The sequence below is a fragment of the Pseudonocardia benzenivorans CB1190 genome, assembly GCF_000196675.2.
GTDB classification, from domain to species: domain Bacteria; phylum Actinomycetota; class Actinomycetes; order Mycobacteriales; family Pseudonocardiaceae; genus Pseudonocardia; species Pseudonocardia benzenivorans.
This window is the reverse complement of record NC_015312.1, coordinates 6,154,092-6,172,568: the sequence shown is the minus strand read 5'-3', so window position 1 is coordinate 6,172,568 and position 18,477 is coordinate 6,154,092. Positions and strand designations below refer to the sequence as shown.

Here is an 18,477-nt window from a genome sequence, read left to right as displayed (position 1 = left end):
GACGAAGCGGGGTCAGACCCTGTTCGACGGCTGCGCGTAGCCGGCTGCGAACGTCGCGAGCGGCGGGATCGCGGTGATGAGCACGAACTGCAGCCACGGCGGGAGCCCACCGAGGATCGACGAGTCGGTCTGCAGAGCGTTGAGCAGGGACAGGGCGACGCCCGCGACGAGCGTCACGAGCGCGGACACGACGACCTTCACCTCGACGGTCTTGTCGACGGCGACCGTCGGCGCGAGCTCGTCGTCGGTCAGTGCGTGGTCGGGCATGGTTATTCCTTCCGGGACAGGCGGGCCTGGAGCTCGTCCGCGACGGCCGCGGCGAGAGCGGTGAGGTCGACCGGGGCCGCCGCGACTGGGACGGCGGCGCCAGGATCGGCGGGAGCGCGGCCGCTGGCGAGCGCGGCGACGGCGGCCTTGAGGGCGTCGAGCTCGCCCTGCAACGGGGCGATGTTCTGCCGGATGACGCGGTCCTGCTCGGCGCCCAGGACGGTGCGCGCCCACTCCTCTCGGCCGAGCCAGTTGTTGTAGATCATGTGGTCCCAGACGTGCTTGGCCACGAGCTCGGCGTCGGCGTCGGTGAGCGGCATGTCGTCCTCCAGGGGAGTTCGGTCGTAGGCGGGCAGGCCGTAGCCGACGACGGCCGACGTGGTTCTGCGCCGGCGCCACACGCCGCCGCCGTTGGACTGGTCGCCGGCCTGGCCGCTGGTGGTGTTGCCCTCGATCGTGGTGATGGAGCCGTCGGGGTTGACGGCCTCGACGATCCCCACGTGCTGGATGCGGGGGACGGAGTCGGGCCAGTCGTAGAAGACGAGGGCGCCCTTCACGGGGGTCCGGGAGGACTGCCGGCGGTCGACGAACCACTGGTAGAAGGTTGGCGTGTATGCGGTCTTCGGGATGAGCGCGGCGCCGCCGGGGACCTGGCTGAAACACCAGTACTGGAACATTGCGCACCACGCCGGCCCGTTGAGTCCGTAGAAGGCGCCGTAGGGCTGCTCGCCGCGGGCGTTCTCGACCGTGCCGATCTGGGATCGGGCGACGTCGAGGACCTGGTCAGCGGTCGGCATCTGGCCTCCAGTGCGGGTCCTGGGGCGGCTGCTGGAGCAGCTCGTCGTCGGGCCGGAGTCCGTTGTCGGTGCGCCGCGCGAGGTGGTCGTCGTGGGTCAGGTCTTCCGCGCCGGCGTTCTCGCCGGCCCACGACGGCCGCGGCTCGAGCACGGGTAGCTCCTCGGTTCGGGGCTCGCGGCCGTGGTTGGGGACGTCGTCGGCCAGGCGCTCGCCGCGGAGGCGGTCGTAGATCGGGAAGTCGGCGCCGGTCATGGCTTTGCTGAGGTCGGGTCGACGCAGGTGATCGCGCGGGCGTACGTGGTGCCGTCGACGCCCGTCGCTCCCTCGGTCTCGATCGGGGCGAAGCCCTCGGGGCAGGTTGGGCCGGGCGCGCCGGTCTGGCCGTCGTCGCCCTTCGGTCCGACCGGTAGTGGACCTGCGTCGAGGACGGAGCCGTCGTCGAGGGTGAGCCGCAGCCGGCCCCCGTCGGTCGAGGCGGCGGCGATTCCGCGTCCGGCCGGCCCGGTGATCAGTCCGAGGTCGCTGCGGGTGCCGTCGGAGAGCACAAGGATCAGCCGCCCGTTCTCGAGCAGTGTCGAGGCGATCGAGCGGCCGTCTGCGCCGACGACCTGGCCGACGTCGCGGCTGGTGCCGTCGTCGTAGGTGACGACGAGGTGCCCGTCGCGGATCGTGGTGCCGGTGATCCCGCGGCCGTCGCGGCCGTTCACGGGCTGGGCGGCGACCTGGGCGGCCTTCTCGCAGTCGGCGCCGGCCGCGGCTGCGGTGGCGGGCTGGTCGTCGCAGATGCGGGCGAGCGGGCGGGCGACGTCGACGGCGGTCGACTGGGCGCGCTGCTCAGCGGCGGACGAGGCCACGCTCGTCCAGGCGATCGAGCCGCCGAGCAGCGCCACTGCGATGATCAGCAACGCCCGCGAGTTCGCGGCCCGGTGGATCAGTCGAGCCGGTGCCGACCGGTGTCCTGCGCGGCCCGCCGCCGTTCCATCTCGTCGTCGAGCCGTTCCTGCAGCCGGTCGCAGCGGGTGCGTAGCGCCGCGATCTCCTCGTCTCGCTCGGCGATCTCCTCGTCGTGGATCCGGGCCTGCCGTTCCATCTCGATCCCATGCAGCTCGCTGGTCTGCACTTCCCTGCGGACGAGGAGCACGACCACGGCCAGGAGGAGGCCCGTCACGCCGAGCTGCGGGGCGGCCCCGACGATCGAGGTCAGCAGCCCGTCCAACGTCGCCTCCTGGTGTGGGCATCGCCGTGACCTCCTCGATCACCGTGCGCGTGGGGGTGGGCGTCACCGGCCGTCCTCCGGCGGGGTCGGGACGGCGGCCGTCGGTGCCGTGTAGGGGCGGTCCGGCCCGACGAGCGGTGAACCGTGGGCGACCGCGACGACGATGACGACGACCAGGACGAACAGCGCCCAGACGGCTCCGGTCGCGATGGCGCGGCCGGGGCTCACCGCTGGCCTGTCTCGATGAATCGGGCGATGAGGAGCGCGATCAGACCCGACAGGGCCAGCGCGGCGGCGCCGCAGAGGAGCCAGGCGCCGACGCTCATGCCTCGAGCGCTTCCGGGCGGCGCAGCTGGCCCTTGAACCGGCGAGGCCGGACCAGCCCGACGGGGGCTCCGCGACCGCGTAGCTTCGCGACCGCGTCGGCGTAGTCGTTGCCGGGGTCGTCGATCAGCAGCCAGACCTTCGGGCACCGCTGGCAACGCACGTGCGGCAGGGTGTCCGGGTCAGGGCCGGAGACGACGGAGGTGTGCCCGTCGGTGCTCTGGAACATCCGGTCGAAGACGAACATGTGGCCCTTGGCCTCGCAGTCGGCTTCGTAGACCGCCTGCCGCATCTCGTCGGTCACCTCGATCGCCACGGGCGCTCCTCTGTTCAGGTGTGGATCAGCCAGTTGATGGGAGTGCCGCCACTGGTGAGGCGGCCGCGGAAGTCCGGCAGCACGAAGGTCGTGGTGCCGTCGCCGGCCCCGAACAGCCCGGGACGGACGAGGTCGTTGTCTACGGCCCAGCGCCACAGCTCGGGGTGCATCGCCCGCAGCACGGCGCGGCCGTCGAGGACTTCCATTCCGGGCGCGCGGTGGCTCCGATTGGGCTCGATGGTGCCGGTCGGGGGGCCGTCGAGGACCCGCTCGCGCAGCGCCGCGAGCTGGCGTATCACGTCGCCGCGGCTCACGTGTAGATCAGCCAGTTGACAGCGAACGCCGACTGCCGCAGGTCGATCGGCGAGCCGGAGCCGACGGCGGTCTCGGCGACGATGTAGGGCTTGTTCTGGCCCTCGACGGATTCGCCGTGGTCGTGCGCGCCGAGGGACTGCACAGGGCCTGTCACGACGCCGTAGAACGACCCCTCGGGCACCAGCACGACGCCGCCGTTGCCGTGGCCGCCGTGGTTGGCGCTGCCGAAGATCGCGTGCGCGTGGCCGCTCGTCATGGTGACGCCGACGTTGTGCTTGTGCGACGGTAGATGAGCCGCGGACAGCGTCAGCGAGTCCGCGCCGGTGAGCTGCCCGACGGTCTCGCCCGAGGCCACGCCGCGCGCGATCTTCCCGGCGTAGTTCGGCAGCACGAACGTCGTCGAGCCGTCCCCGGTTCCGAACGGCTTGCCGCTGCCGACGAGGCTCTGGTCCTGCACCCACTGCCACAGCGCCGGGTAGTCCGCGCGGTTCACGGTCTGGCCGTTGAGCAGTAGCGTCCCGGGCTTCGCGGACGGTCGGAGGGTCTCCTCGATGTCACCGGTCGGGCGGAGCGCGAGTCGGGCGAGGATGGTCTGCTTGAAGTCCTCCAGGTCGGCCGCGTTCTTCTGTGCCATCGCGACGGCGTCCTCGAACGCGCGCCCGTCATCGCCCACAGGGCACCCCCATCACACGAACTCGAGAGACGCCGTCTCCTCGCCGGATTCGGCGACGTCGACCGTCCGCTTCCGGATTCGCCATGCGCCGGAGATGCCGAGGACGAAGTCGTCGAAGGCGACGGTGTCGCCGACGTCGTAGGCGCTGATGTCCGCGTCCGCGGTCACCCGGGTTCGGGGGCCGGGGGCGACGAGGGCGCCGGCCCGGGCGGCGAGCATGGCGTTGACGTGGCCGTCGAGCGTGCCCTGCTCGGAGATGTCTTGCCACGACGACATGACCCCGGCCGCCCCGTACGCGGCGGCGAGCTGCTGGTTGATGGCGATCGACCAGAGCGCGGTGTCGGCGCCGGCCGCGCTCGAGGTGCCGATCGCGACGCTGGCCAGGTCGCCTGGTGCAGCCGACATGGCGAGGCCTGGGTCGGCGATGTTGCGGCGGTCGAGGACGATCGCGTCGGAGCCCGTCGAGCGGTCGACGCCCTTCTGCGGGGTCCACAGCTCGAGGCGCCGCGTCGTCGGGTCGATCTCGGAGTCGAAGCCGCCCTCGACGGCGCCGAGCTCCTGCACGCGGCGGCTGACCTGGTGGCCCTCCATCGCGACGTACGTGCGGTCGCGCAGCACCCCGGATGGCGTGACCGCGGAGGTGTCGATGCCGAAGTGCCCGTGGCGGATCGTCGGGTGCTCCTGCCAGTGGTCGACGAGCGCCTTCGCGATGAAGTGCTGGTCGACCTGGGCGAACGGCATGTCGAAGGTCAGGAACATGTACTGGAGGTAGGCGTAGATGCCGAGCGCGTCGATCGCGACGTACTCGCCGCCGACCGGGCGCAGCGTCATGAACGGGCCCGCGAAGACGCGCCGGCCGTCGCGGTTGAGCCAGAACTCGGTCGCGAGCTCGTCGGGCTTGCGGAGTCGCTGCAGGACGGGCTCGGGCAGGCTGGAGATCGAACAGGTCGCTGAGAGCGTCTGGGCGGACGAGAGCGCCGAGGACCACGACAGCGTCCGGAGCGGGACACGCTCGACCTCCTCGAAGGTCGGCGGTCCGGCCGAGGCGGGGAGGCGGGCGACGCACACGAGCTCGTAGCGGGGGCCGGTGCGCTCGGTGAGGATCCCGCGCATGACCGTCGGGTCGATCGTGACGGTCAGCGCGGGGATGCCCCACGCCTCCGCCGACGGGATCCCGGACGGGAAGATCGTCACGCTGCCGACGAGGACCGTCGGGGCACCCCATGCCTCGGCCGACGGGATGCCGCCGGGCACGACGTGCAGCCGCAGCGTCGGCGTGCCCCAGGCCTCCGCGGAGGGGACGCCTGTGGCTGCTGCGCTGATCGGCCCGGGGACGACGATCGGAGCGCCCCATGCTTCCGCGGACGGGATCCCGCTCGGGTAGACGGCTACGGCGCCGGGCAGCAGCGCCGGAGCGCCCCAGGCCTCCGCAGACGGAATGCCCTCGGGCTTGATCAGCGGGAGCACGGTGGGAGTGCCCCAGGCCTCCGCGGACTCGACGCCGGCGGCGCCGACGCTCACGACGCCGGGAATGACGGCGGGGGAGCCCCAGGCCTCTGCCGACGGAATGCCCGTCGGCGCGACCGTGGGGCCGACGTTGACGGTCGGTGTGCCCCAGGCCTCCGCCGAACCGATGCCCGCCAGGGTGATCGTCTGCTGCAGCGCCGGCGTGCCCCACGCCTCGCTGGTCGGGATGCCGGAGGCCCCGACAGGCACCGCTCCCGGCGCGACCGTCGGTGTCCCGAAAGCCTCCGCGGAGGCGATCGAGGTCGTCGCGACGCTGGCCGCGCCGGGCGTGATCGTCGGGGTGCCCCACGCCTCCGCCGACGGGATCGACGACGGGTCGAGCTCCTGCGGCGGGGCGGCCGTCGACGGGATGACGACGGAGCATGCGATCCACGGCTTGCCCGGGGAGGACATCGTCGCGGTGCGGGTGCCGGTGGCCGGCGTGCCCGACAGCCCCAGGCTCGCGGCGAACGCGCTCGTGTACTGGAACGGCGGCGTGATCGTCCCGCGCCCGGTCATCCCGGACGGCGCGGTCCAGGTCCTCGCCCCTGTGTTGATCAGGCCGTAGAACCCGCAGAGGAGCAGCGGGTCGACACCCGTGTAGTTCGCACTCGGGATGGACGGTGCGACGACGCTGGTCGCCGCGGCGCCGTTGTTAAAGGCAGCGACGACGACCGCGGTGGGGTCGACGTCCTGGAGCGCGAAGAGGTGGACCGTGCCGGTGCTGTTGCCCGACGAGTCGGTGTAGGTGTAGCTGGCCGGCTCGGACGAGCCGGCCGTGCGCTGCCACACCTGGATGCGCCCGACGCCCGAGATGGTCGAGGCGTTGACCAGGGTGAAGAGGTTGGAGCCCCACGCCCCGGTCCCGGCGCCCTCGTCGCGGGTGCAGATCGCGACGAGCCGGTCCCCAGCGACGGTGCCGCTCGGCTTCGTGACGGTGACCGTGCCGGTGTCGTGGGACGCCGTCGATACCGAGCGGACGGAGGGCGGCACGGGTCACCGCCTTCCGCGCGCTCGCAGTGACACAGCGTTCCCGCTGGTCAGAGCTTGAAGATCTTGTTGGCGCCGTTGTCGAACACGACGGCGATGTCGCCGGTGTTCGGGAGTACGGGCAGGCCGGTCGCGGTGTCGATCAGCCCGATGAGGGGGCTCGTCGCGGCGGACCCGGTGTCCTTGTAGAGGACGATGTACTCGGACTGGTCGCCGCTCGCGCCGGCGAACGTCGGGTCCGCGGCGTCGGCGACGCCGTCCGTTGTGGTCTTGCTCGTCAGTGCCGCGGTGGTTGCGACTCGGCCGCCCGTCGGGATGTCGGAGAGGAACTCGTGGGTCGTGAGGCTGACCGTGTAGTCGGCGGCGTCGACGAGGACGGCCTTGATCGTGTCGGTGTTCCACGAGATCTCGCCGCGCAGGAACTTCTCGCGGCCCTTGTTGTAGAGCGCGTTGGCCATGGTCACTCGCCCCCAGCGGTGTCGGCGGCCCAGTCGTGGCCCTCGGTCGGCAGGTCGGAGGTGTCGCGCTCGCGCGGCTCGTAGGCGCCCTGGATGCCGAGCGCGCGGTGGCCGGCCTCCCGACGTGCCTCGCGCTCCGCCAGGGCCGTCTCCGGGTCCGTGGGCCCGTGCCCGGGCCCGTCGTGGCGGCGGCGGAAGCTGGCGATCTGCGGGACCACCGCGGAGACGGGGTCGAGCTGGCGGTGGGCGAGTCCGCACAGGCACCAGAGCTCGACGCGGACGAACGGGTCGCCGTCCTCGACGGTGTGGATCTCCGGGTCGTACAGCGGTGGGGAGGTATCGCTCAAGGCAGGGCCTTCCTCTCGGCGGGTGGGTGGATCAGCCGGACCAGGTGTCGCGGTACTCGAGGGCGACGAGGACGTCGGCGCCTTCGGGGGTCGTGCGGCACCAGACGGCGTTGACGCCGTTGGGCGCGTAGGGGTCCGGGGCGATCGAGAGCGGCTCGCGCGGCGGGACCCAGGCGCCGTACTTCGGCTGCTCGTCGAGAGACACGACGTTGCCGCTGGACTGCGTGACGTACGCGAGCATGTCGCCGGTGAGCTGACTGCCTGGCGGGATGACCGTCGCGACCTCGAACGCCGATCCGGACGAGGGGTTGACGACCTGGACGCGCGTGACCGGGACGACGTCGTTGTTGGTGATCCGGATCAGCGGCCATGCGGGCGCGTTGCCGATGTTGGGCACAGAGGCGACGTCGACGACGGTCTGCCCGGCCGGGGTGACCGGCACCGGTATCGAACGCTCGCGGGCGCTGTAAATGCGGGGGTCGGCCGCGCGCAGCGCCGCGGTAAGGTCGCGGCGCAGCAGCTGCTCGGCGGTGATGTCGTTGCCGACCTTGATGGGCCGGCAGCGCAGGATCCGCAGGGGCATCCCGGGCAACCGGAACAGCAGATCCCAGTCCTCGGTCTTCTGGGGTCTGAGCGCGCGGAGGAGCTGCTGGGTGACGTCCTCGAGCGCGGCGTGGTCGACGTCGTCGAAGTTCATCTCGATGACGACCTGCCGAGGCGACTGGAGGTCGATCCCACGAGAGGAGCCGTCTCCTCGCGACAGGTCTCCGTCGGAGACCCGCATCTCCCAGCCGCTGAGGCCCTCGACCCGGTTGACGCGGACGTCGGCTCCCTCGCCGATCGTGAAGCCGTCCCAGCCGCCGAGGCGGAGCTGGAGCTCGAAGGGCCCCATGCGGCCGGTGCCGCCGGTCGCGGCGAACACGTCGGGCTGGCCGGTCGAGACGAGCGGACCGAAGACGGTCAGGTCGCCGCTGCCGCCGGATGTCGTCAGGACCGGCGCCTGGTCGACCGACGTCATGCGCGCGGGGCCGATCGTGCCGCCCTTGAACGTCAGGACCGCGGCGATCCAGTCGCGCTTCGTGGGCAGCTGCGCGCCGATCGACCAGGACCCGACCTGGTTGGTGACCTGGGCGTGGACGGTCAGGCGGCAGCGCTTGTAGTCGTCCTCGGAGGACCGGTCCGGGGTGACGGTGTCCGAGAGTCGGACGAGGCCACCCGTGAATCCCGACTGGCCCGAGGAGTAGCGGTTGGCGACGATGCCGAGGACGAACTCGTCGGCCTGGCTGGTGTTGCCGGTCGAGCCGGATCGCGGGGTGGAGGAGCCTGCCTTGTAGTCGTCGTTGTCGCCGCCGACGGCGACCTTGTCCAGCACCGCGGACTGGGCGAGGCCGGTGAGCTCGAGGACCTGGACCTGGAAGGCGCGCCCGGTCAGCGTCGAGACGCTGACCTGGGACATGGCGGGGGCGTTCGCCTGGTACCAGACGACCACCGCCAGCTCGTCCTCGACTCGATCGACGGCCGAGGAGAACCCGGACGCGTTGAGGACCATCGGCCACGGGAGCCAGCCGTCGCGGGTCCCGGCAGCTATGACGACGACGGTGTTGCCGGGCTGGGTGGGCGCGTCGAGGACGACCTTGACCGTGCCGCTCTGCCCGGTGGCGACGGCGTTGCCGGCGCGCTGGCGGACGTCGGGCACGGGTCAGCTCCCGCCGAACGGCAGCTCGAGGGCGTTGATGTCGAACTCGACCGGCGTGTTGCCGGACTTCGGCGAGATCGGCTGGTTGAGCGGGTTAGTGATACGCGGCAGGCCGCCGGTGAGCGCGAGGAAGAGGCCCCACTCGACCAGCAGTCCCCAGGAGCCGGTCGGGTTCGCGAAGGTGAACTTCGCGCCGTTGCGCTTGAGGACACGGTTGGCGATCAGCACGGCCGCGGGCCAGTTCGTCGTGTTGTTCGAGATCGCCACGCGGCCGTAGTTCACTCCGGAGCCGGGCTCGGTGAAGCCCGAGCCGTCTGCGTTCGAGACGGTGAGCGACATGCCGAGATACCAGGTCGCAGGCGTGCCGGACCCGAGGCGGGTATCGGCCTGCGCCATGAGCTCGGCGTGCTTGTACCCCAACGGGACCTCCAGGACAGAGCAGGAACGGGGAGCGGTACCGGCTGGTCAGCCGCGAGAGGAGAACCGGGCGGCGAGCTCGATCGCTCGGGCGTTTTCGGCCGGGTCTCGGGAGTCACCGAGGTGAATCGCCGGCCGGGCCGACCGGACGGCCTCGACCAGCTCGCGGACGTCGGCGCGCGTGATGCCGGCCGACGCAAGGGCGCGGAGCTCGGCCCGCAGGGATCCGATGGCGCCGGCGAGGGCAGTGGCGCTGTTGCCGCCGAGCGGGCCGACGACGGACCCGATCGCGCTCGGGACCGCCGCGGCGAGCTCGTCGCGTGTGACCCCGGCGCGGCCGGCGAAGCGCATCGAGCCGCCGATGAACGATCGCGGCCCCATGCGCCCGATCGAGCCGTCCATCAGCGCCGCGATGTTGCCGACGATCGCCGGCTTGCGGCCGCTGGAGGCCTCCGCGTTGGCCGCGAGGATGCGCCGGGCGCCGAGCATCCTGACCAGCTCGGGTACCAGGACGGCTTCACCGGCCGACAGGATCGCCGGGATCGTGTCCCGCCCGGGCGCGTAGCCCGGCAGCACATAGCCGCGGGACGCGCGGAGCGGCTTGACCACGCCGCCGCCGGCGTAGCCCATGACGCCGCCGCCTGCCGGGGTGGCGCCCTGCCCGGTCGCCATCCGAGTGACGACGTTGATGACGGCCGGGATGCTGCTGATGCTCGAGCGGATGATCGCGGCGGTGGCCGTTGCGCCGGCGTCGCGGGCCTTGATCTGGATCGTGCCGACCGAGCCGTCGGCGAACTTGACGGTGGCGGTGACTTCGCCGTTGGCGGGGACGTTGTTGCCGTCGAAGGTGATCGTGCCGGTCGAGCCGTCGGCGAACTTGACCGTCTGCTCGATCTTGCCGTTGGCGAGAGACGGGTCGCCGTCGAACTTCACCGTGCCGGTCGAGGTGTCCGCGCGACCGATCAGCGCGGTGAGGACCTGGTCCGCGGGTACCGACTGGCCGTTGATCGTCACGGTGCCGGAGCCGCTGTTGACGGCGGCGAGGTAGGCCGTGAGGACGTCCTGGGCGGGCACGGACTGCCCGTTGATCGTGACGGTGCCGGTAGCGGTGCCGAGAGCCGTCAGGACCTGCTGGAGGGCCGTGTAGACCGGAACCGTCTGGCCGTCGATCGACACCGAGCCCTTGCCCGCCTGGATGGCCGCGAGGACGCCGGTGAGGGCCTGTTCGGCCGGGACCGAGTTGCCGTTGATGACGACGGTCTTGTCGTGCATGTTGTCGAGCAGCTGCTGGGTCGTGATGATCTTGCCGGTCTCCGGGTCGACCGCGATCTTCACGGTGCGGCCGTCGGGCAGCGTGAGCAGCTGCGTGGCGAACCCGGACGCCTCGGCGCCGGCCGAAAGCGCGGCGAGCTGCGCGTCGGAGAGCTTCCCGATGTATCCGAGCAGCGCGGTGCGCGCGGGCCCCTCCGCGTTCGCGGCGAGCTGGAGCAGCGTTGCCCCGTAGGCGTTGGTGCCCTGGGCGGCAGCGTCGCTCGCGCCGGCCGCATTCGCCCGTGCCTCCGCGTCGCGCTGTGCGGCCTGTGCGGCCTGGTCGGCGCTGGCGACGAAGTCCCGGTTGGCCTGTGCGGCTTCGGCCGACCCTGCCCCGTGCTGTCGTGCGGCCTCGTTGGCCGCCTTCTCAGCGTCGGCCGCCTTCTGGATCGCCGCCTCGAGGTCGAGCATCGCCGAGAGGCTCGACTGCGCGCTGGCGACGAGCTCCTGCTGCCGCTGAGCGAGGGACTTCGTGGAGTCGGCCGCCGCCTTGGTGGCGGCGTCGAGTCGGCCCTGCGCCGCGGCCAGTTCGGCCGCGGCCGCCGTCGCCTTCGGGGTCCCGGCGCCGTACTGGACGACGGCGTCGTTGAGCTTGTTCTGGGCGATCGCGACGTCGGCCTGCAGCTTCTGCATGGGGGACAAGGCGGCGTACTGCTCGTTGTAGGCGTCGCCGACCTTGCGGACGGCCTGCTCCTCCTTGAAGGCCGCCCACTCGGCGTCGGACATCAGGCCGGGCTTGGTCGTCAGCCAGTCCTCGGTCGACGCGCGCTCTTCCTGGACCGCCTGCGCCATGGACTTCGACCCGGCGATGACGGCCTGGGCCAGCTGGTCGGTCTTCCCGGCGTTGGCGTCGATCAGCGCACCGAGGGCGACGACCGCTACCCCGATCACCGGAAGGGCCCGGCCGAAGGCGGTCACGGCGGTCGTCACGCGTCCTGCGGCGGCCGCGCTCGCGCCCATGGAGGTCGCCAAGGCACCCAGCCGGGTCCCGAGCGTGGCCATGGCCGCTGCGGCCGGGCCGAGCGCCTTGAAGGCCACCACGGCGGCGAGGATCGCCGGTGCGAGGGGGCCGAGCCCGTCGGTGACGGCGCCGACGACCGAGATCAGCGGCTGCAGCCCTGCCCCGGCGATCTGGGCCGCGGAGGCCAGGTTGGAAAGGGCTCCGCCGGCCAGCGAGCCGACCCGCTCGATCAGCGGGGCGATGCGGTCGGCCAGTGAGGAGATCGCCTCACCGGCGGCCTGCAGCCCACCGGTCTCGGAGAAGGCCTTGAGCGCGGCCGCGGCGGAGGTGCCGAGCGTCCCGAGCCCGGGCAGCAGCGCATCGATCGCGGCGCGGGCCTCGGTGAAGAACGCGATGAGGGTCGACTGGCCCTCGGTCGAGCGAAAGAACGCGGCGACCTTCTCGGTGACCCGGTCGAGGGTCGAGAGGAAGTCCGATCCGCTGGCCTTGGCGGCGGTGAAGATGGACCCGAGGACCGAGCCGACGTTGCCCGCGATGGAGCCGAGCTGCTTGAGGGTGTCGACGCCGCCTTGGATCCAGCCCTTGAGTTCGCCCGACTGGCGGGCTTGCGCGATGAACTCGCGGAAGCGGCCGGTCGCGCTGGTCAGCCCGCCCGAGAGCTGGGGCAGCATGGTCGTGCCGACGACGCCGATGTCGGTCAGCGCCGCGGCCATGTTCACGGCGGCGGGGCGGGCCTCGACGAGGGACTGCTTGGTGCTCTTGAAGATCGAATCGACGTCGGCGACGGTCGAGGGCAGCTTGGCGAACGACAGGACTTCCTTGCCGACGGCGTTCAGCTCCGTCGCGACCCCACCCATGCCGCTCTTCAGGAGCGGCATGTAGGTCTGCCCGAGGGACTTGACCTCGGCACCCCACCCGGCGAACAGCTTCTGCTGGACGTCGAGGCGCACGCCGTCGAAGGCGGTCTTGATGTCGCGCACCGAGGTCGCGAACTCGCGCCCGGCGGGGGCCATGTCCTTCAGGGCCGCCGCGAACGTCGCGGGGTCGTCGAGGGCGGAGAAGGCCTCGTCCATCCCGATGAGGCCGGCCTTGACGGTCGCGACGGTGGCGCCGAGGGCGGCGAGGCCACCGACAGCCAACGGAGCCAGCCCGACGAGTTGGGCCAGCGACCCCACCAGGGTGGCGACGGCCGGCACCGCGGTCCCGAGCCCGGCCGCAGCGACGCCACCGGCGGCGCCGATGGCGATGAGGCCCTTGGTGATCCCTGCGATGCGGTCGGCGAGCGTCTTGTCGACGTCGACCTTGACGTTCGCGGTGTACTGCTTGCCCGCGATCCGGGACAGCATCAGCTCGAGCTCGACGATGCGCGCCTTGGCCTGCGCCGTCTCGGCCTCGACCTCCGGCGAGACGTCCATCGTCCCGAGCTCGACGAGGCGGGCCCGCAGCAGCGCGAGCTCCTCCATCGCGCGGCGGGTGTCGGCGGTGATCGAGAGCTTCCCGCCCGCGAGGGTGTTGAGCTCGGTCTGAACCCGGGCCAGCTGGCCGAGCAGCCCGCCGGTGTCGAGGTCGACGCGTGCGGTGGCAGACAGGCCCCGCAGGCGCGCAGCGAGGGCGGTGACCTGGGCCATAGCCGCCGCGATGTCCGCGGTGACCTGGATGTTGGGGCGCGTGCGGCCGAGCTCGATGGCCGCGGCCTTGAGCTCGCCGAGCCGGGTGAGGGCTTTCCCGTCGTCGTCGACGCGGACCTCGAGGCGGATCGGCGAGAGCTGCCGCAGCGTCATGATCTTCGTCGTCAGGCGGTTCGCGGCCTGCTCGCCGGTCGAGTCGATCCGCAGGCGGACGTCGACGTCGCGGATTGTCTTGAGCCGGTCTCGGATCGTCGTGACCTGCTGCTTGGTGTCGCCGGCGTCGAGGCGGATCTTGATCGTGCGGTTGTCGAGCTTCCGCATCTCGACGACGAGCCCGGTGACCTCGCGGCGAGCCTCCGCGGCGCCGTCAACGTCGACTCGGGCGCGCACGTTCCGCAGGGCGTCGAGGCGGCCCTTGAGCTGCGTGATCTTGGTGGTGGCCGCGGTGATGTTGAGGTCGGCCTTGGGCTCGACCTTGGTGCGGTCGAGCGCGTCGAGACGCTTCTTGAGCGTCTCCGCGGCCGCGGCGTCGGCGAGGAAGGTCCGCTCCGCATCGCTGCGCGCGGAGATGTCGAACGTCATCGAAGCCACGGGTGCGCTCCCTCGCGGAGTCGTGCCGAGGGAGATCGGGCGGGCCCAGGCCTCGACAACCGAGGCCCGCCCTACCCCCGGTGATCAGCCGGGGGTGCCTACGAGGTGGTGCGTGAGGGTCAGACCGCGGCCGAGGCCTCTGGGCCCTCCGAAACCTCCGCGGCCTCGTCGACCGCGCGCGGCTCTGCGTCGTCGGTATCGGCCTTGTCGGTGTCCTTGGCGGCTACCTCCGCCGCGCGCGCCTGAAGGACCGACGTCGTCGTGTCGAGAATGTCGCCGAGCTCGAACCGCTCGTCGTCGATGGCGATCGCTTCGTCGAGCGGGAGCCCGGCGCGCCGGCGGGCGATGGCCAGCGCGGCGACCCACGCGTCGGGATCCATCTCCTCGCGCGCGGTATCGGCAGCCGTCGGCGTGAGGCCTGCGGTGATCCTCTTCTGCAGCCGGGCCTCGGACGCGGTGATGCGGTAGTCGTCGAACTCCCAGGTGCGGTCGCCGTACGGGATCTGCCACTTCATGCTGTTCAGCCCTCGATTCGTCGTGCTGTCTTGGCCATGCCGCGCTCGACGCCGGCCTCGAACTTCGGACGGCCGCCGCGGATGGTCACGAAGAACCACGGACGGCCGATCTGGGTGCGCCACTTGCGGTCACGGCGACCGCGGACGGGGTGTCGCCACCGAGGGGCGGTCTCGGTGTCGGTGAGTTGTGCGAGGCGGTGGCCGCGCTCGATCCCGACCTTGTTGCCGTCGACGGCGAAGCGGACGCCGTTGCTGAGGTCGTGGATCTCCGTCGCGCGCGCGAGCCCGGCCCTGAGGCCGCGGCTCTCGCCTCCGCCGCCCGCGGCAGGCTCGGCGTCGGGGAACGACGCGCCGAGGACGGCCGCCTGGACCGCGCGACGGACAGGCTTGGCGGCCGCCCGGAGCTCGGCGTTCACGTCCCGCTGGAGGCCTCCGTCTGCGGCCTCTCGGAGCCTTCCGGCCAGGCGACCGAGCTCAGCTTGGCCTGTGACCCGGTAACGCACTCTGTGCTCCGTCCTACGGCCGGAACGGCCGCTGCACCCTCAGCACGGCGCGGGAGCCGCGCGGCTTCTCGCCCTTCTCGATCTCGGCCCGCAGTCGCTCATCGCGTCGTTCGAGAGCGGCGCAGCCCGGGCACGACCGCACGGTCGCGACATAGGCCGCGGGGTGGCCGCCGGCCTTCGGGTCCCACTCCTCGAGACGGGTTCCGCAGGTGCAGGTCTCGGCCTGCTGACGGGCCCAGAGGATCGCCGCGTCGCGTGACCACTTGTCCCAGGACAGGAACTCGGTCCACGGGATGCCGCGGGGGCCGCAGTAAGCCATCTCCTCGGCGAACTGCGGGCCCCCGATCAGCCTTTTCCCACGACGACGAGGGGGCTCCTGTCGTTGAGGGCGTAGGCCGTGTTGTAGAGCCGGATGAACTCGCCTGGTGCGAGGTTTCGGCTGGCCGACAGGTCGGCCCAGTCCTGTGCGGTAAGTGGCTCTTCACCGTCGGGCGTCAGTACGCAGCGCTCGAGCAGCGCGGGGCGGAAGGTCGTCGGGTTGTACGTCTCGCCCTTCTCCGCCTGTTCCTCGGTCGGCGGGTGCTCGCCGAGGAGCTTCTCCCACTCGTCGGGCGGGATCGCCCGTAGCTCGAAGACCTCGTCTGGTCCGCCTCCCGGGTCTGGGAGGCGGACCGACTCGGTCGGGAGCTGCCGGGCCCGGAGGCGTTCCCGGCGGCCCACGTCAGGGAGTCGCCGCGGCCGGGATGGTGACGCTCTCGTTCGGCTCGGCCGTGATGCTCATGGCCACCTTGTAGGCGGTCGCGGCCTCGGTCGAGAACACGGGCGTCAGCGACTTCACCCGGATCGGCCAGACGGACATCTTCTTCGTCGGGACGTCGCCGACCGGCATCCGCAGGATGAATCCGGCGGTGTCGCGCGGCAGGATCGAGCTGACGTCGTCGTTGCCGCGGTCCGCGTAGAGCGTGAGGCTCGACTCGGCGGCGGACATCATCCCGGGGATCTCGCCCTTGAACCGCTTGAGGCCCTTGAGCTCGATGCCGTCCGACGTGATCTCGAAGCCCTCCCACTCGATGACCTCGGTCGACAGGTCGACGCCGTCGTCGATCTCGGTGCGGGTGGGGATGAGGGTGCCGGCGGCGATGGTCGGCACGTAGACGTAGGTGAGACCGTCGAGGGCGGAGTACTTCTCCCCGACGTTGATCGGCTCAGCGGTCATGACTCAGCCCTCCTTGTCCGTCGCGGGGGCCGTGGCCGGCGCGTCGACGACCCGCTCCCACTTGCGCTTGTCGACCCAGTACGTGACTGCGTCCGGGTGCACGGTCTGGGTGCTCTCGCCCTTCTTGAGCACGACCCAGCCGTCCGGCGGCGGTGTCGCCGGCTCGATGTTCTTGATGCGTGACGCCACTGCGGGCTCCTCCTGGACATGCGGACAAGCCCCGCAGCCGGGCGGCCGGGGGCGAACTTCGGTTGGGCCCTACCGCCGCAGGCGGAGGGCGTTGATGCGCACCGGGAACTCGACGACGGCCTTGGCGGCCTGGCCGTCGGTGCGCCACGAGAACGACGACCCAGCGATCCGCGCCGACTGCACGACGGCAGGGATGCCGAGGCCGCGGTTGGCGGGATCCTCGAGCGCCGCACGGACGACGTCGACGAGGTCGTAGGCCTTCGTCATCCAGCCGAGCTTGTCGTTCTCGTCGCCCGACCAGGCGAGCGCGATGCACGCGATGTCGAAGGCGTGCACGTCGTAGCCGAGCGTCTTGCGGATGTCCCGGTCGTCGATCGGGCCGGCGTCGACCGCGGAGAGGCCGACGCCGATCGCGCGGCGTTCGGAGAACTTCCCGGGGTTGCCGAGGTCGACGCGGATCCTGTCGTCCTCGGTCTGGGCCTCCGTCGCCGCGGCCCGGACGATCGTGTGCAGCGCACCGATCGCCACAGGCACAGGCTGAGCGCTCACCAGCCTCGCCTCCGGTCGGCCGGGTCCGGCCAGCACGATGGAGGCGGGAACGCGCCCTGGGGTGCCGCGCCGGACCCGCTCGGCTCGGCGGCGGCCTGGCCGAGCAGGTCGGTCAACTTCGACCGGATCGACGCCGTCCCCGCGGGGCCGTTGTCGTCCTCCCAGGGCTGGGCCGTGTAGCCGTTGCGGTCGGTCACGGACGTCCGCTGCGTGTCCCAGTACACGCGGAGGACCGTCTTGACGGCCAACCGCTGAAGCGGCGTCACCTCGGCCGCGTAGGCCAGACCGGCGCCTGGGATCTGATCGAGCCCCAGGTGCTTGTCGACCCGCGCGACTGCGGCCTCGATGAACTCGGTGAGCTCGTCGTCGTTGACGGTCGACTCGAGGTCCTCGTTGAGGTACGCCTTCGCGGCCTCGAGCGACAGGACCTCGGTGGCGTACACAGCCTCGCCCTACGCCTCGACGGGGAAGCGCTCCGCGAGCTGGTCGCGGTTGAGCTCGGCCGCCTCGTCCGGGTCCATCCCGAGCTCGACTGCGTAGGCGACCCACGCTGCCTTGCTCGCGCTGTTGGCTGGCCGCTTGGGAGCATCGTCGGCGGGCGGGGTGGGGACGTCGACCGCGGCGATGAGTCCGAGCCCGGCGAGACGCTCGAGCTCCGGCTCCGGGTAGCCGTCCGGCACCTGGGAGCCGGAGTAGTAGTAGTGCAGCTTCCCGTCGCTGGACTTGATGACCGCGAGCGGACCGACGACCTCGTAGACCTCGCTCATCAGGAGGTCACCCCCGTGATGACGTAGCCGGCGTTTGGCTCGAGCACGACGGGCACGGTGACCCGGCGGGCGCGGAGCTTGTAGCCGTCGTTGTCCTCGTCGCGGATCGACTTCGTCTCGATGCCCGCGACGCTGCCCGCGTAGCCGGGTCCGCCGAGCTGCTCGTCGGCCATGCCGCCGAGCTGGGTCGAGTCGACGAGCAGAGCTGCGTTCGCGACCGGAGTGCTCGGCGTCGCGAGCCAGCGCATCCCTTCGATGACCGGGAACTGGCCGGTGAAGACGGGTGCGCTGCGGTCCTCACGAGGCAGGTAGCCGGCGTCGGCGAAGGTCGCCATGGCGTAGGTCCAGGCGGTGGTCGACACGACGACGGTGTCGGGCTCGAAGCCTTCGTTGAGGTCGATGACCGCCGCCTTCGCCTTCGCGACGTCGAGGAAGATCTGCTTGGCCGTCGCGCTCGACCAGACGGCCGCGGCAGCGGCGGTCTGGGTGACGGCCGAGACGATCGCGGCGATGGAGATGCCGTCGACCTGCTTGACCATCTGGTTGACCAGCTTGAGGAACGCGCGGTCGACGGGGTTGCGCTTGAGTCGCTTGATCGACTCGTCGGTGACCGGGACGTCCTGGCCCCACTTCTGGACTTCGGCGATCTGCGTCGGACCGATGCCGAGTCCGGCCATCGGGTAGTTCATGCCCGGCCGGATGGCCTCGGGCGTGCGGTCGGTGTAGAGCGACTCGCCCTGCTCGTACTGGATCGCGCCGCCCTCGGCGGTGAACCGGCCGGTGAGCAGCGCGTCGGCGATGAACCGCTGCTCGGCGATCGTGCGCAGCCGGCGCTCGATGAGTGTCGGCTCCTTGAGCAGTCGGTGAATGCTGGTGACGTCGCCGGAGACGGTCGGAGCCGCCGGCGGGTAGGTGTAGGGCATC

Annotated in this window: 25 protein-coding genes; all 25 read right to left on the bottom strand. The window is 71.6% G+C overall.

All coding sequences use genetic code 11. The features are described 5' to 3' along the window. Window positions 1–12: 12 nt before the first annotated feature. Window positions 13–267 (bottom strand): hypothetical protein, encoded by a 255-nt coding sequence (locus tag PSED_RS29215; protein ID WP_013677839.1) that lies wholly within the window; start codon window positions 265–267, stop codon window positions 13–15. Window positions 268–269: 2 nt separating this feature from the next. Continuing rightward, complete coding sequence (locus tag PSED_RS35875) at window positions 270–1,064, bottom strand: CHAP domain-containing protein (RefSeq protein WP_013677838.1); 795 nt, start codon at window positions 1,062–1,064, stop codon at window positions 270–272. Next, entirely contained in the window at window positions 1,051–1,317 is a 267-nt protein-coding gene (locus PSED_RS29205) for a hypothetical protein (RefSeq protein ID WP_013677837.1), read from the bottom strand. Before PSED_RS29205 ends, PSED_RS35875 begins: the two co-directional genes overlap by 14 nt. After that, entirely contained in the window at window positions 1,314–1,970 is a 657-nt protein-coding gene (locus PSED_RS29200; RefSeq protein WP_041760133.1) for a hypothetical protein, read from the bottom strand. The genes PSED_RS29205 and PSED_RS29200 overlap by 4 nt, the downstream gene beginning before the upstream one ends. A 26-nt stretch (window positions 1,971–1,996) precedes the next feature. After that, window positions 1,997–2,281, bottom strand: a complete 285-nt coding sequence (locus tag PSED_RS29195) for a hypothetical protein (protein ID WP_013677835.1) — start codon at window positions 2,279–2,281, stop codon at window positions 1,997–1,999. A 63-nt stretch (window positions 2,282–2,344) separates the two neighbouring features. Continuing rightward, window positions 2,345–2,509 carry a hypothetical protein gene (locus PSED_RS29190; RefSeq protein WP_013677834.1) on the bottom strand — a complete coding sequence of 55 codons (165 nt, stop codon included), beginning with the start codon at window positions 2,507–2,509 and terminating at the stop codon, window positions 2,345–2,347. A 94-nt stretch (window positions 2,510–2,603) separates the two neighbouring features. Then, window positions 2,604–2,921, bottom strand: a complete 318-nt coding sequence (locus PSED_RS29185; protein ID WP_013677832.1) for a hypothetical protein — start codon at window positions 2,919–2,921, stop codon at window positions 2,604–2,606. 14 nt (window positions 2,922–2,935) lie between these two features. Further along, the gene (locus tag PSED_RS29180) at window positions 2,936–3,235 is read right to left on the bottom strand and encodes a tail fiber protein (RefSeq protein WP_041760132.1); all 300 of its coding nucleotides are present in this window, start codon (window positions 3,233–3,235) and stop codon (window positions 2,936–2,938) included. Beyond that, on the bottom strand, window positions 3,232–3,870 hold the full coding sequence (locus PSED_RS29175) for a tail fiber protein (RefSeq protein WP_143770665.1): 639 nt from the start codon (window positions 3,868–3,870) through the stop codon (window positions 3,232–3,234). The genes PSED_RS29180 and PSED_RS29175 overlap by 4 nt, the downstream gene beginning before the upstream one ends. Before the next feature lie 51 nt (window positions 3,871–3,921). Next, window positions 3,922–6,408 carry a hypothetical protein gene (locus PSED_RS29170; protein ID WP_013677831.1) on the bottom strand — a complete coding sequence of 829 codons (2,487 nt, stop codon included), beginning with the start codon at window positions 6,406–6,408 and terminating at the stop codon, window positions 3,922–3,924. 47 nt (window positions 6,409–6,455) lie between these two features. Beyond that, the gene (locus tag PSED_RS29165; RefSeq protein ID WP_013677830.1) at window positions 6,456–6,863 is read right to left on the bottom strand and encodes a hypothetical protein; all 408 of its coding nucleotides are present in this window, start codon (window positions 6,861–6,863) and stop codon (window positions 6,456–6,458) included. 2 nt (window positions 6,864–6,865) lie between these two features. Beyond that, window positions 6,866–7,210 carry a hypothetical protein gene (locus tag PSED_RS29160; RefSeq protein WP_013677829.1) on the bottom strand — a complete coding sequence of 115 codons (345 nt, stop codon included), beginning with the start codon at window positions 7,208–7,210 and terminating at the stop codon, window positions 6,866–6,868. Window positions 7,211–7,241: 31 nt separating this feature from the next. Next, the gene (locus PSED_RS29155; protein WP_013677828.1) at window positions 7,242–8,906 is read right to left on the bottom strand and encodes a hypothetical protein; all 1,665 of its coding nucleotides are present in this window, start codon (window positions 8,904–8,906) and stop codon (window positions 7,242–7,244) included. Window positions 8,907–8,909: 3 nt separating this feature from the next. Further along, on the bottom strand, window positions 8,910–9,326 hold the full coding sequence (locus PSED_RS29150) for a phage tail fiber protein (protein ID WP_013677827.1): 417 nt from the start codon (window positions 9,324–9,326) through the stop codon (window positions 8,910–8,912). Window positions 9,327–9,371: 45 nt separating this feature from the next. After that, on the bottom strand, window positions 9,372–13,814 hold the full coding sequence (locus tag PSED_RS29145; RefSeq protein WP_013677826.1) for a hypothetical protein: 4,443 nt from the start codon (window positions 13,812–13,814) through the stop codon (window positions 9,372–9,374). 119 nt (window positions 13,815–13,933) lie between these two features. Next, entirely contained in the window at window positions 13,934–14,329 is a 396-nt protein-coding gene (locus PSED_RS29140; protein ID WP_013677825.1) for a hypothetical protein, read from the bottom strand. 5 nt (window positions 14,330–14,334) lie between these two features. Beyond that, window positions 14,335–14,745, bottom strand: a complete 411-nt coding sequence (locus tag PSED_RS29135) for a hypothetical protein (protein WP_041760129.1) — start codon at window positions 14,743–14,745, stop codon at window positions 14,335–14,337. Window positions 14,746–14,845: 100 nt separating this feature from the next. After that, entirely contained in the window at window positions 14,846–15,151 is a 306-nt protein-coding gene (locus PSED_RS29130) for a hypothetical protein (RefSeq protein WP_013677823.1), read from the bottom strand. A gap of 26 nt (window positions 15,152–15,177) precedes the next feature. Then, window positions 15,178–15,552, bottom strand: coding sequence for a hypothetical protein (locus tag PSED_RS29125; RefSeq protein ID WP_013677822.1), 375 nt, complete (start codon window positions 15,550–15,552; stop codon window positions 15,178–15,180). A gap of 1 nt (window position 15,553) precedes the next feature. Continuing rightward, window positions 15,554–16,048 (bottom strand): phage tail tube protein, encoded by a 495-nt coding sequence (locus tag PSED_RS29120; RefSeq protein ID WP_013677821.1) that lies wholly within the window; start codon window positions 16,046–16,048, stop codon window positions 15,554–15,556. 3 nt (window positions 16,049–16,051) lie between these two features. Then, the gene (locus PSED_RS29115; protein ID WP_013677820.1) at window positions 16,052–16,237 is read right to left on the bottom strand and encodes a hypothetical protein; all 186 of its coding nucleotides are present in this window, start codon (window positions 16,235–16,237) and stop codon (window positions 16,052–16,054) included. A gap of 69 nt (window positions 16,238–16,306) precedes the next feature. After that, window positions 16,307–16,765 (bottom strand): hypothetical protein, encoded by a 459-nt coding sequence (locus PSED_RS29110; RefSeq protein WP_041760128.1) that lies wholly within the window; start codon window positions 16,763–16,765, stop codon window positions 16,307–16,309. A gap of 17 nt (window positions 16,766–16,782) precedes the next feature. Next, window positions 16,783–17,229 (bottom strand): head-tail connector protein, encoded by a 447-nt coding sequence (locus PSED_RS29105; RefSeq protein WP_013677818.1) that lies wholly within the window; start codon window positions 17,227–17,229, stop codon window positions 16,783–16,785. 9 nt (window positions 17,230–17,238) lie between these two features. Further along, window positions 17,239–17,553, bottom strand: a complete 315-nt coding sequence (locus tag PSED_RS29100; RefSeq protein WP_013677817.1) for a hypothetical protein — start codon at window positions 17,551–17,553, stop codon at window positions 17,239–17,241. After that, window positions 17,553–18,476 carry a phage major capsid protein gene (locus PSED_RS29095; protein WP_013677816.1) on the bottom strand — a complete coding sequence of 308 codons (924 nt, stop codon included), beginning with the start codon at window positions 18,474–18,476 and terminating at the stop codon, window positions 17,553–17,555. Before PSED_RS29095 ends, PSED_RS29100 begins: the two co-directional genes overlap by 1 nt. Window position 18,477 lies beyond the last annotated feature (1 nt).